We start from the raw sequence: 13,278 nt of genomic DNA on the forward strand, positions 1-13,278 counted from the left end.
AAAGTAAGCATAAAAAAACCGGCGATATTTGCCGGTTTTTTTTATGTCTACATGAAAACTACTTTTTAGACTTTTTCGCTGTTGATTTTTTAGCGGTAGACTTTTTCGCTGTTGCTTTTTTAGCGGTAGACTTTTTCGCTGTTGCTTTTTTAGCGGTAGACTTTTTTGCTGTTGCTTTTTTGTCATCCGCTTTTTTAGCAGTAGACTTCTTTGCTGTTGATTTTTTAGCAGTAGACTTCTTTGCTGTTGCTTTTTTATCGTCAGCTTTCTTAGCGGTAGACTTCTTCGCTGTTGCTTTTTTAGCGGTAGACTTCTTCGCTGTTGCTTTTTTAGCAGTAGACTTTTTTGCGGTTGCTTTTTTGTCATCCGCTTTTTTAGCAGTAGACTTTTTCGCTGTTGCTTTTTTAGCGGTAGACTTCTTCGCTGTTGCTTTTTTAGCGGTAGACTTCTTCGCTGTTGCTTTTTTGTCGTCAGCTTTTTTAGCTGTAGACTTCTTCGCTGTTGCTTTTTTAGCGGTAGACTTTTTTGCTGTTGTTTTTTTTGCATCCGCTTTTTTAGCTGTAGACTTCTTTGCTGTTGCTTTTTTAGCGGTAGACTTTTTTGCTGTTGCTTTTTTGTCATCAGCTTTCTTAGCTGTAGACTTCTTCGCTGTTGCTTTTTTAGCGGTAGACTTCTTCGCTGTTGCTTTTTTGTCATCAGCTTTCTTAGCGGTAGACTTTTTCGCTGTTGCCTTTTTAGCGGTAGACTTTTTTGCGGTTGCTTTTTTGTCATCAGCTTTTTTAGTCGTTGCTTTTTTAGCGGTAGACTTTTTTGCGGTTGCTTTTTTAGCGGTAGACTTCTTCGCTGCTGCTTTTTTGTCGTCAGCTTTCTTAGCGGTAGACTTCTTCGCTGTTGCTTTTTTAGCGGTAGACTTCTTTGCTGTTGCTTTTTTCTCGTCAGCTTTCTTAGCGGTAGACTTTTTCGCTGTTGACTTCTTCGCCGTAGATTTTTTAGCTGTTGACTTTTTCTTGGTTTCTTTTTCGTCAACTTTCTCATCGGCTTTTTTTGTAGTTTTTTTAGCTGTTGATTTCTTTGCTGCAGTTTTTTTAGTTGTTGCTTTTGCGGTTGTTTTTTTAGCAGTTTTTTTAGCTGCTGCTTTTTTAGTTGTTTTAGCTTTGGCCATTGTAGATTTTTCCTTTAGTTTTTCCAATGATTTCTTTATGTAGTCTATGGCATTGGGAGTTTTACAGCTTGTTTTGCCATGATCAACATTCACTTTGCCAATACGTTTTGCGCAAAGAAGCGCTTCTTTCTCTAACTTATATACGCCGATTGCAATAACGGAATTGTTCATTGCATATCTTGCACGGTTTTCCGATTGGTGTATTTCGTTTTCGATGGTCTCTAAATACTTTTTACACTCTTTATCACTAATATCTCTTCCATTTTTTAAAGCATCAGTCAAAATATTATAGCCACATTGTCTATAGTATTTTTTTTTGCTTGTCATCCACCGTTCCATTAGTTTCTTAAAAAAAGAAGTTTTAGAAATTAAGCCAGCGAGATAACTACCAGAGGTTTGGAATTGGACACTTTTGATCCATGTTTGTGCATCTTGGATTGAAAATTGTTGGGGGTCTGCAATCATTGTTGCAAGAATTTGGGCATCTAAGTTAGATGATTCCCATAATTTGAGGGCAAGAGCGTGATGTGTTTTGATTTTTTTCTTCAACTTGTTTAGATTAGCAAAGCTGACGCCATATATGAGTTTATTTTTTGCTCCATGTTGTTTGTAGATCTTCACTCCCTGAGCAGTTCCCATACTTTCCAGCGTCTTCATGACTTCATTGTAGTCCATGCACGTTCCTTAAAATGGTAATGAAAGGCAACAAATAAACTCGTCAAAATTACATCAAAAAGTTTATCACTTCTGCTGAAGTACTTTATTAGTGGTTTCGGAAAGTTTTTAATTATAAGATGATTATTTTTTTATTCCAAGAACAAAATATTTATATTTTGTGATTTTTAAGCCATTTTTCTATTTTTGTTCCCCACATTTGACCGTGGTTCTCCAACCCTTTCAAGCTAAAATGAACCCCTGCCCCTTGTAAATCGCGGTTTTCATCAACGAGACTATCCGTATCCGGTCCCAAAAAAGCGATTGCGTCATCGCAGATTTTTTTTTGCGCTTCTCGAACACTTATATGCAAACAACTATCCGGGCTACGATAAGATACCAACGCAACAAACCACGGAATATACCATCCACATTGTTCGCGACATGTAGTGATTATATTGCGTAAACGCTCATAGTACAGTTCTTTTGCGGTACCATTTCCCGCATCGCTTTCACCTTGATGCCAAAGGACCGCGCGACAACCTCTCACCCCGAGTTGTTGTAAACGCAACATCATCCAGTTAAATAAACCACGTTTTTCCTCGCATTGTCCACAAAACTCATCATCGGGTAACCATTCTTTTACTTGGGTTCCACCGTGTCCTGTAATAGCAATACCGATAGGTACACCTAGTTTTTCATATAGATAGTCACCAAAAAATAGCCATGGGCTTCCCCCCTCAGAAACATCATGGGCACCTGGTAAAGGGTCTCGTGCTAGCTCCCAATGATTATGAGCAAAACATGCCACCATACCTGAAGTTTGTTGACTACGCTCTTCACCATAATTCGTTGAATTTGATTGTCCCGCCGCAAGAAACACTTCACCTACAGCAAAAACTCGCGAATCGACAAGTATTTTTTGACCGTCTTTTACCATACAAACATTTGCGCAGTACCATCCACCACTCGGTATCTCCACAGACGAAAAAAAACTCTTATCCTGCATAATATCAATAGTGACAGAGGTAAGGCATTGTTCATTTTCTTTGTCAGACACCTCGATAATAATTTCATTAATTTCATTAGAAACAAAACCACTAAAAATAACATTACTTTTATTAAAATCGTTTCTTTGAAAAATTTGATGGTTTTGTGGTGAGAATATTTTTATTGTCATTATCGTTCCTTGATTAACTAGATTTTTTGAATTAACAGGTTTTTTCTGACAGGATTTACAGGATTAACTAGATTAGTGAAAGTGGCAGAAGTGCTCAAGGTACTTGATTTGTTGTTGTGTTGACAAACGATCGTAATCGTCTAGCAACCACTTGAGTAGATACAAACGCGCGACAATGAAAAAGTCGTCTAGTACTTGATGTTCTTCGGGAGAAAGAGTGAGTATATTTTCGTAGTTTTTTAGATACGCTTCGCATTTTTTACTGCATAAAGTATGATCTGACCACGAACAGCAAAAGTAGAACATCGCTAACGCGACATCAAAAATGCGGTAGAAAAAAATGCACCAATCGAAATCCAAAACGGCGGTGGCTTTTTCGCCGTTGAACATCACATTTTCAGGATGGTAATCACCATGAATAACGATTTTTGGCAAAGAAAGTTTCGCGATAGATTTCAAAAAACAACTCGTGTGATTTGTTTGTGCTATTAGATGTTTACGATGAGGAGTCAGTAATGTGTTGTAGGAACGTTTTTCCACTATTTTTTGCCGCAGTTTATCGAAAAAAGCCTCCCATGAAATCTTACGTGGGTGCACAGGATTCCACTCGTGAACAGCTTGGTGATAACGCGCTTGTAGAAGTGCAGCACTTTCTAAATGTGCCAAAGAACAGTCTTCATCCCAGTTGTATACAACACGATCGTTCAAAAAACCAAATAACGCATAGTAACGATCGTTATCATAAATGTATGTTTGTTGTGCTTTCGTATATACCAAAGGCGAACTATGAGAGAATTGTATTTCTTGTAAATAGCACAATAAACTGTGTTCAAAAGCAATGTCTTCTTGACTACGCTTTGTATTGTATGCGCGCCAAAAATAACGTTTATCCGCCGTGGTAACGACATAGTTATCGTTAATACATCCACCACAATGCTTCTCTATTTTCGTCACTTTTCCGATCGAATAATTGTCTTCGATGAGTTTGTGCAAAAAAGTCTCCTGGTAGTTAGTTTTCGTTGGTACTTATTAACAGTGTGTTACCGCCGGCGAGTGACAAAGCTATTGCGTTGAAATCTTTGGTGATTGCCAAGCCGATAATTTTGTAATTACTAAATAGTGTGATAGGATAAAATTTAGACTGAAGTTCATTTTCTTTGTCAAAGTGGAGTGGTTGAACGTTCAGTCCAGAAGCTGTGAAAACAAGCAATAAGTCCTCCGTTGGGTCATAGAAAAAATTTTTCACTTCGCGATAAAAATCGTAATACTCGATTCTTCCTGTATCTAACCACACCAACGCAATTTTACCGGTAATAGAACCAATTGCAATTAAATTGTGCTTGATAAATTTCATAACTGTTGTCCGACCAAGTTGAACTTTTATTTGCTGAGAGAAGTACTTTCCATTGCTCTTAGAGACAACCTCTAGAGGTTTAATGCTAGAGTCTCCAGCACTAACAAAAGCCACTTTATCTTTGTAAAAAGCACTTTTAAAACTTCCTATATAACTCTTTAAAGAAAAGGTATCTTCCTGCTCAATCGTTATTTGATTTTCCGAAAAGTGTATCTTTTCTATGGTAACTTCATAACCTCTTTTGATAAATATCTTGCGATGGTGAAACGCAAACATATGCTTTACTTTTGCTTGGAGTTTCTTAAAGTCAGAATAAACTTTATCAAATATGATTTTTTCGGTGTTCAAATCCCAGATAACAATAGCAGCGTTTCTTTTGTTCAGCGCCGAGAAAGAAGTAGTTTCGACGAGCGCAATAATGTAATGCTTAAATATTTCGATTTTGTGTACATTGTACATAGACATTTTTTTGTAATGAAAGAGAGGCATATTTTTTTTAATATTTGTCTTCGTATCGTACACATACAAAAATGGGAAGAGATAATGGATGATATAACGTTCATTATGCGAAAATTTTGAAAAATAATGCCGTCCAGTTTGGTCTTTTTTGGCCTTGAGCTCTTTATTTTTATCGGCGTATTCCGCAAGTTTTCTAAACAAAGGGACTTTAATAACTTTTGGATCTAGGGGAAACGAAATTTTTGTTATCGAATCTTTTTTGTTATACGTGTAAAAATCGCTTTTTTCCCACACACCTAAATCCATATCGTTCTTAAACACCGGCATGATAGACCTAGTATTCTTGTGAAAGTCCACTTCTTGTACTTTTCTATAGTTACCAATGGCTCTTATCTGCAATACTCCGTCCTCTGAATACGAGCTCAAAAACATTTTTTGTGCATCAATGTGCTTAATTTTTGCTTGATGAACATCATACAAAACCGTTTCCTTTTCGATTTTGTTGCCATTAATGTTATACACATTAATATCAAAATAGCCGGCAAAGATTTTGTTTAAACCAAAATGAATCGCGCTACTTCCTGCTAACGTGTGCTTTTCTTGTGGTACGCCCCCTTCAAGATTCAGAACTTTTCCATTGTAGAGACTTGCGTAAGCAAACCATTTGCTATCCGGGCTAAAACAAACAGAACTAAAATCGATACCAATCCGATATTTTTTGTAGTTGATCAAATCGATAAGAAAGCTATCATTATCTCCTATCGCCTTTTTTTCAATTGCCACGCACAACCATCGTTCATCACCACTAAAAGTAATTACATCGGTATCCTTCCCTTGAATTTCTTCACAAAGTTTATTCAGTTTTTTCTGCTCCGTGATATTTCCGTTGACATTTTTCCATACACTGAGTTTATTGGTTCGGTTTTCCTTAGATGTGTCAAATATGGCAATATACCGACCACTAACACTAATCGCATACTCGCATGTCTTCAAAAAAGGCAGCTCTCCGACACGACTCCAATTTCCACTATTATTTTTCCATAGGTATATTTTTTTATCGTCGTTCGTCGTCAGTCTCCATTCCCAAGACGGCTGGCGCAGAACATAGTTTGCATTGGACTTGTATTGTAAATGCAGTTGACGATAAAAATTGGTCAAAGGTAAATATTTTTTGTGCGTAGCAATCGCTTTTCGCAAAGACTTTTTGCGCGAACTAAATTCTTTACGCATTTCCGCGGCCGAAGTCTGATCTTCGTTTTCTAGGTCATCAATGAGTGCGTTGATTTGTTGGTCTTTATCCTTTTGCTGTGAACCGATTTCATTGAGAACGTCTTGCATAGCTGCATACTTTAGCGACTCTGTGTACAAACGCGCCAAAATCAACTGTGAAGTTAAGTCTTTTTCGTAAGAGTTAATACTAGAGTGAATCCTTTGTTCAAGGGCTTTACTTTTCTCTTTGTACGCCTCGTCGGCTTTACTTTTTTCTTTGGATGCCTCTTGAAACTGCCACACAGCAATTCCCAAAAGTCCCAACATGATCACAACAGTCACAAGAAGTTTCGTATGACGTACCGCCCATCGAAACGTTCGCCTTTTCCATGTAAAAGGCGTCGCCGATATTTGATTGCCCTCCAGATAATTACGCAAATCTTCGGCAAGATTATTCGCAGTTTTGTAGCGTTGTTCCGCTTTTTTTTCGATGGCTTTGAGGCAAATGGCTTCGAGATCTTTTGCTAAATTTTTGTTATGATCACAAGGTGGGACAGGATCATCGACAAGTACCTCAAACTCAATGCGATTTTTTTCTCCGAGAAAAGGAGGTTTTCCCACCATCATCTCGTATAAAATGATTCCCAAACTGTACACATCGCTACGCACATCCACGCTGTTACCACTCATCTGTTCTGGCGACATATATAAAGGTGTACCCGCTCCTTCACCAGTACGCGAAAGTTTTTCTCCACCGATTTGCTTCGCCAAACCAAAATCCATCACCTTCGGCTGCAACTTTTCCGTTACCATAACATTGTCGGGCTTTAAATCGCGATGTACCACACCATGAGTATGCGCAAAATGCACCGCCTCACATACATCAATCAGAATATTCACTAACTTAGGAAGCTCCAAATCCCTCATGTAGGAACCAAGTGGCTGACCTGCGATAATTTCCATCGTAATAAATGGTTTGCCATTGTGCTGCCCATAATCAAACAAGCGTACAATATTCGAATGGTCCAAGCTCGCCATCATTACCGCTTCGCGCTCAAACTTTTGTTTTTGCTTTTCTGAAGCATATGCCTGATTCATTACCTTGAGTGCCACATCTCTACGTAGTTGAGGATCAAAAACGCGATACACCGTTCCCATTCCTCCTTGACCAAGCGTATCTTTGAGTACATAGCGGCCAAATTGCGGGGGTTGTTTGTGCGCAGTAAATTCGGCAGTTTGTCTGGTAGATTGTTCATGCATAAGTTTCTGTAACTGCTCCACAGCAATAAACTTTTGCTGGACCAATATCTGGCACAACGAGACATTTTGGCCCTTTTGCAAATAGTAATCACGAATCGCCAAACATTTCTGAACCTGCTCGTTAGTGACATAGTTCATTTTTACGAGATAAGGAATAATTTTGTCATTCATCACGTTATTTATTTCCCGTCAATAGTTGCTCTTCCATGGTCATGTAGTTGCTTTACTTCTTCCGCGGATAGCGCACGTGAATATATACGAAACTCATCTACAAATCCGCGGTATGGATAATTTCCATGCCAACTACCAATACTTAAAGCAATTCCTGTTCCAATTCTTTGCCCACGAGACTGAGCTTTGTACCAAAGTTTGCCGTTGTTGTATTCATACACATGCTTTAGATCGTGAACAATCACCAAGTGATTCCATCTATCAGCGGCTAAGGCCCTTCTTTTTGTCTGAGAACTGTCCACCAACAAAGGCTTTGTATCATACGCCCACAACTCTATGTTATGTGTCGAAATGAGCCACCCAGACGCTTTACCTCTTTCTTTCCACCACGCACTGCCAGCAATTTTATAATTCGCCGTGGGATTATTGGTCTTAAACCACAGAGAAATAGTAATGACCATGATGCTTTCCGTAACATCGGGTTGTGCCCCAAAAAAACCTTGATAAAAGTACGCTGCTTTTCCATAAACCCCTTCTTTTTGTGACACTTTACCATTACGCATTTTTAAATCAAAATGGCTTTGAGAACGATCTTTGAGTACACCGGTTTGCGGAAAAGCTCCGTCAAAGTCATAATAAGCGAGTAAGCCTTTTTGCAACGCAGGAGCAAGATGCTGCTGTTGAGGGAGGAGATGTGGTTCTTGAATAAGATGCGGCTCTTGATAAGCGCCTTCTTTCCAAATACCTTTTTTCTTTACACTTCTATTTTTACGATAAATAACGCCTTCGCCATGACGCTTGCCGTTTTTCCATTGGCCAATGTATTGCTCACCATTTTTGTAAATAAACACCCCTTGACCGTCAGGCAAACCATTCGCAAAGTTGCCACTGTATTTATCACCATTGCGATAAATAAGAATTCCTTGGCCATGTCGTTTCCCATCGACAAATTGCCCTGTATAGTTTTCTTGTGCTGCTGATTTTTTCTGCTGGTGGGAATGAGGGGATGACGAAGAAGAAAATAGCATAAAAAATAGCGCGACACATATAACAATAGTGCTTACAGCAGCCATAATCAAAGGGGTACGTGACGGCGCAGAAGTCGTAATCTTTTTTCCCTGCAAATAAGTATTGAGATCCCGAGCAAAAGTTTTACAAGAAGCGTAGCGATCTTCTTTTTTTTTCGCCAATGCTTTCATACAAACTTTATCCAGTTCTTTAGGCGCTTTTATATTGACCTTGCTAGGCAAAACCGGTTTTTCATTGAGTATTTTACGAAACATAGCGGTGTGACTTTGTGCTTGGAAAGGAGGACGCCCGGTAAGAATTTCATAAAGAATCGCCCCCAAGGCATAGGTATCGGTTGTGGCGTCCACTTTACGATGCAGACCTTCCGCTTGTTCCGGCGACATATAAAGAGGTGTTCCCAACACCGCCCCGGTACGCGTAATTTTTTTGCTGTGTTGTGTTTTCGCCAAGCCAAAATCCATAACATAAACTTTGCCATCTTCGTCAAGCATAATATTCGCTGGTTTTAAATCGCGATGGATAATCCCCAATTCATGACAGTGGTTCATTGCCTGGGCAACCGTCTCCATTATTTTAATGCCCTTGCGCACTCCCAAACTTTTGCTGTCCATTAATTCCTTCAAAGAAGATCCGGAAATATAATCCATTGTGTAGTAATGAACTTCTCTTTCCGTTCCCATATCATAAAGCTGTATAATGTTGGGATGATTAATTTTGGCAATGGCCTGCGCTTCCACAAAAAAACGTTCCTTGGCTTTTTCATTGGCATGTACACCATGTAGCAGTGTTTTTAGAGCAACAACTCTTTTTAACTTGGTATCGAGAACACGATATACTTTGCCCATACCTCCTTCACCAAGAGTACTTAAAACCGTGTAACGGCCAAAAATCATTTGCGGAATATTTTTTCCAGTAGATTTATCTGGATTTGTCTTATCGAGATTCATAATAAGAGCCTATGCATAGAAAAGAGATTTGTGGAATTCCATTCATGATGAAAATCAGGCTGCTCGTACAGAAACTTTAGAGATTTTTGCCAGAGAAATAGCATGGCACCGTTGAATTATCGGCAAAAGTATACTATAACAAAGTTTAGGACTGTGTGCTATTTTTTTTGGAACATAAACAAGCGAATAAAATGAATGTTAACCACACACCAAATAGCCCTGCACACCAGTGATGTCTTTCCCTGCAAGCGTTAGATGTATTAGGCTCCCCCTGAGGGAGCAATCAGTGCACAGCACTGATGTGGGGGCATCGCATACCAGAAACAACTATTACATAATTGTACCACCTACAATCCACGACTATTGATAACTGGCAATCCATTCATCCACTTGACGTTCCAGCAACGTCAAAGGCAAACCTCCGGCCATCAAAATCTTCGCGTGAAATTCGCGTAGGTCGAACTTTTTCCCTAGCTTCTCGGTCGCTCTTTTGCGTAGCTCTAGAATTTTCAACTCGCCCATTTTGTACGACAATGCTTGTCCAGGCCAGCTGATGTAGCGATCTACTTCGGTGCGGATGTTGTGTGTTGACAGTGCGGAATTTTCTTCTAGCATGGCAATGGCTTTTTCTCGTGACCAGCCTTTCGCATGAATTCCAGTATCAATCACCAAACGACACGCACGCCACATTTCGTAACTGAGGCGTCCAAAGTGTTCATAAGGCGTTTCATAAATATCTAACTCTATACCTAATTTTTCGGAATACAGCCCCCATCCTTCGCCGTATGCGTGAGGATAATAACCTTTGCGAAATTCGGGTACGTTTTTCATTTCTTTGGATAACGCTATTTGAAAATGGTGACCTGGCACTGCTTCATGTAATGTCAGCGCAGGCAAATTGTACAAGGGTCTTTTGTCAAGAGCATGAGTATTTACCCAATAGTAACCTCCGCGTGGAGCGTTTAATGGAGCCCCCACATAGCGTCCGGTGGTGTAATTGGGAGCGATCGATGCGGGAACGGCTTCAACCCCATAAGGCTGACGGGGCATGTGTTTGAATAAACGCGGTAACCTACCATCGGCTTTTTTGGCAATATAACATGCATGCATCAATAGTTCTTTTTCGCTTTTGGCATAAAATTGTGGATCGGTGCGTAAAAATTCTAGGAAGTCGGTAAAGGAGCCTTTGAATTTTACGTTACGAATAATCTCTTCCATTTCCGCGCGAATTCTCGCGACTTCGCGCTTACCGGTTTCGTGTATTTCTTCCGGAGAAATATCTAATGTGGTGTAGTAATTGACCATCGATTGATAGTACTCTTTGCCATTGGGTAACTTGTAAGCGCCAAGATCGGTTCGTGCCGCAGGATAGTATTCGTCTTTCATAAAAGCTGCTAGCTTTTTATACGCTGCCATTACTTTTTTGACAATCACATCTTTGGCCATTGCACGTAACTCATTTTTGTCTTTTTCACTCATGTCCTCTACCATTTTGTGAAACGGTCCGTAAAATTCACTTTTGGTAGGATCATTTTTTATGGGACTTGAAAAAGTAGGAAGAAGTCCATCGAGGACAACGCGTGGCATAGTGAAGCCATCTTTAATTCCCATGCGCATATTGGCAATGTGGTCGTTGAAATATCTTTCAATATCTGCAATACGATCTAGATAGGCTTCGTAGTCGATTCTTGAGGCAAAGCGCGTATTACGCCACATCCGTGGAAGATAAGAATGAAAACCGCTATCGCTATAAAAAGGTATGCGGTAGGTTTGTAATTTGTAATCTAGTTGCTGATCTTTTTTGATATGCAGGAAAAGATCATAATTTATTTTATCCTCTGCACTCAACTCAGAACGGTTGATCGTTCGTAGTTTTTCGATAAACTTTGCAGCGTGTTTCGCGCGCCGTTCGTAGTCAGCAGGTCTCACTTTCCCCATTTGACGTACAGGGCCTTTGCGATTTGGATTAGTTGCAGGGTTCTCTTTGTAAAGACCTTGGCGTTCCTCAGCAAAAAGCTTTCGTAGAGCCGCGCTGTCATTCGCAAAAACAGCTGAAGTAATTGAAATCATAATGATTGTCATAAATAGCGTTCGCATAACATCCATTGTTTTTCTTTCTAAAAAGGCAAGTATGATTTTGTTGTGTCGATAGCTGTCCAAAAAATAATCCGTACAGACGTAAAACATCTTATGAAAAAATCAATGAAACTGCTAGAATAAACAAAACCGTTTTGAAAGGAGTTGTTTATGAAATTTCCGCTCACCCCTATGGAGTTCGCTAGACGTGCACGGCGTTTGTATTCAGATAGAGAGGCCGTTATTGATGGCGAATTACGTCTGACCTATGGACAGTTCTTTGAACGCTGTGATCGTTGGTCATCCGCTTTACAAAAATTCGGCATCAAACACGGCGACCGTGTTGCATACATTGCTCCCAACACACACAAACAATTAGAGTCGTTCTACGCCGTTCCGCAAATTGGAGCGGTTGTCGTACCTGTCAATTATCGTTTAACGGCACAAGACTTTGCCTACATTATAAGCCACAGTGGGTCGCGGATCGTCTGTGTACACAGCGATTACCTCGATGCCGTCGATAGTGTTCGCGAGCAACTAACGGGAGTCGAACATTTTATTGCCTTAGAAGGTAGTAAAGACGGTTGGAGTGATTATGAAGAAATTCTCGCCGCTGCCGATCATCAATTTGAGCACGTCACTATCGACGAAGATGATCTCATTTCCATCAACTATACCAGTGGAACTACCGCACAGCCCAAAGGTGTCATGATCACACATCGCAACGCTTACCTAAATATCGTTGGAACTCTGTGCCATCATAACATGACACCGAAAGATCGTTATCTGTGGACCTTGCCGATGTTCCACGCCAATGGTTGGACATTTGTATGGATTGTTACTGCGTGCGGAGGAACACATATATGTTTACGACGTGTCGAACCGCAAATGATATTCCAACTGATTGCCCAAGAAAATGTCAGCATGTTTTGTGCTGCTCCCACAGTACTTATTAGTATTGCCAATGCCCCACAAGAATTTCGCCGTGATGTTAAAAGTGGAGTACATCTTTTTACAGCAGGAGCCCCTCCAGCAGCAGCAACAATCGAACGCATTGAAAAAGAGCTGGGATGGAAATTGACACAACTTTATGGATTGACAGAAACGTCACCATTTATTACTATTTGCGAAGAATTGCCAGAGCATGAACAACTGTCACAACAACAACGTGCGATAATCAAAGCACGTCAAGGGGTCGAATTAATGACTTCGGGTGAACTGTTGGTTGTTGATGACGATGGCAACGAAGTGCCCCATGATGGTGAAAGTCTCGGAGAAATCGTCGTACGCGGCAATGTGGTCATGAAAGGCTATTTTAATGATCCCGAAGCCACAGAAAAAGCTTTTCGCGGTGGCTGGTTTCACAGCGGAGATGCGGCAGTGGTACACAGTGATGGCTATGTAGAAATTCGCGATCGTTTTAAAGATGTCATTATTAGCGGTGGTGAAAACATTTCCTCGGTGGAAGTGGAGGGTGTTCTACTTCGTCACCCAGCCATTCTCGAAGTTGCGATTGTGGGAATGCCTCACAAAAAATGGGGAGAGCGTCCACATGCTTTTGTGGTATTACGTGACGGTGAAACAACCACCGAAGAAAAAGTCAAAGAATTTGCCCGTAGTCATCTCGCACATTTCAAGGCGCCCGAGTGGGTATCTTTTGTCGAAGATCTGCCGAAAACAGCAACAGGTAAAATACAAAAATATATCTTGCGTGGCGGACGTTCCGCAATTAGCAAACAGTAGTTTTATTATATAAAACCAGCAACACTATACGTAA

The 13,278-nt window shown here is 40.2% G+C and carries 7 protein-coding genes; 1 reads left to right on the forward strand and 6 read right to left on the reverse strand.

Annotation, left to right across the window (positions count from 1 at the left end):
* Window positions 1–58: 58 nt before the first annotated feature.
* From UABAM_RS33740 to UABAM_RS10240, 6 genes are all read right to left on the reverse strand, one after another.
* Window positions 59–1,837, reverse strand: coding sequence for a histone H1-like repetitive region-containing protein (locus UABAM_RS33740; RefSeq protein WP_229759382.1), 1,779 nt, complete (start codon window positions 1,835–1,837; stop codon window positions 59–61).
* 151 nt (window positions 1,838–1,988) lie between these two features.
* The gene (locus UABAM_RS10220; protein ID WP_151967903.1) at window positions 1,989–2,996 is read right to left on the reverse strand and encodes a sialate O-acetylesterase; all 1,008 of its coding nucleotides are present in this window, start codon (window positions 2,994–2,996) and stop codon (window positions 1,989–1,991) included.
* 72 nt (window positions 2,997–3,068) lie between these two features.
* On the reverse strand, window positions 3,069–3,989 hold the full coding sequence (locus UABAM_RS10225; RefSeq protein WP_151967904.1) for a phosphotransferase enzyme family protein: 921 nt from the start codon (window positions 3,987–3,989) through the stop codon (window positions 3,069–3,071).
* A 16-nt stretch (window positions 3,990–4,005) separates the two neighbouring features.
* Window positions 4,006–7,449, reverse strand: a complete 3,444-nt coding sequence (locus tag UABAM_RS10230) for a serine/threonine protein kinase (RefSeq protein ID WP_229759420.1) — start codon at window positions 7,447–7,449, stop codon at window positions 4,006–4,008.
* An 8-nt stretch (window positions 7,450–7,457) separates the two neighbouring features.
* Window positions 7,458–9,425, reverse strand: a complete 1,968-nt coding sequence (locus tag UABAM_RS10235) for a protein kinase domain-containing protein (protein WP_151967906.1) — start codon at window positions 9,423–9,425, stop codon at window positions 7,458–7,460.
* Between the two features lie 360 nt (window positions 9,426–9,785).
* Window positions 9,786–11,531 carry a DUF885 domain-containing protein gene (locus UABAM_RS10240; protein ID WP_229759383.1) on the reverse strand — a complete coding sequence of 582 codons (1,746 nt, stop codon included), beginning with the start codon at window positions 11,529–11,531 and terminating at the stop codon, window positions 9,786–9,788.
* A gap of 141 nt (window positions 11,532–11,672) precedes the next feature.
* On the opposite strand from UABAM_RS10240, the gene UABAM_RS10245 reads away from it, so the two are divergent.
* Window positions 11,673–13,244 (forward strand): long-chain-fatty-acid--CoA ligase, encoded by a 1,572-nt coding sequence (locus UABAM_RS10245; RefSeq protein WP_151967907.1) that lies wholly within the window; start codon window positions 11,673–11,675, stop codon window positions 13,242–13,244.
* Window positions 13,245–13,278: the final 34 nt, after the last annotated feature.

Origin of the sequence: Candidatus Uabimicrobium amorphum (assembly GCF_009002475.1) — a bacterium.
GTDB classification, from domain to species: domain Bacteria; phylum Planctomycetota; class Uabimicrobiia; order Uabimicrobiales; family Uabimicrobiaceae; genus Uabimicrobium; species Uabimicrobium amorphum.

What these genes read in the sequence shown, in the direction of transcription:
- UABAM_RS33740 (WP_229759382.1), bottom strand. Translation starts at nt 1,837, where the DNA reads ATGGACTACAATGAAGTCATGAAGACGCTGGAAAGTATGGGAACTGCT.
- UABAM_RS10220 (WP_151967903.1), bottom strand. Translation starts at nt 2,996, where the DNA reads ATGACAATAAAAATATTCTCACCACAAAACCATCAAATTTTTCAAAGA.
- UABAM_RS10230 (WP_229759420.1), bottom strand. Translation starts at nt 7,449, where the DNA reads ATGAATGACAAAATTATTCCTTATCTCGTAAAAATGAACTATGTCACT.
- UABAM_RS10235 (WP_151967906.1), bottom strand. Translation starts at nt 9,425, where the DNA reads ATGAATCTCGATAAGACAAATCCAGATAAATCTACTGGAAAAAATATT.
- UABAM_RS10240 (WP_229759383.1), bottom strand. Translation starts at nt 11,531, where the DNA reads ATGGATGTTATGCGAACGCTATTTATGACAATCATTATGATTTCAATT.
- UABAM_RS10245 (WP_151967907.1), top strand. Translation starts at nt 11,673, where the DNA reads ATGAAATTTCCGCTCACCCCTATGGAGTTCGCTAGACGTGCACGGCGT.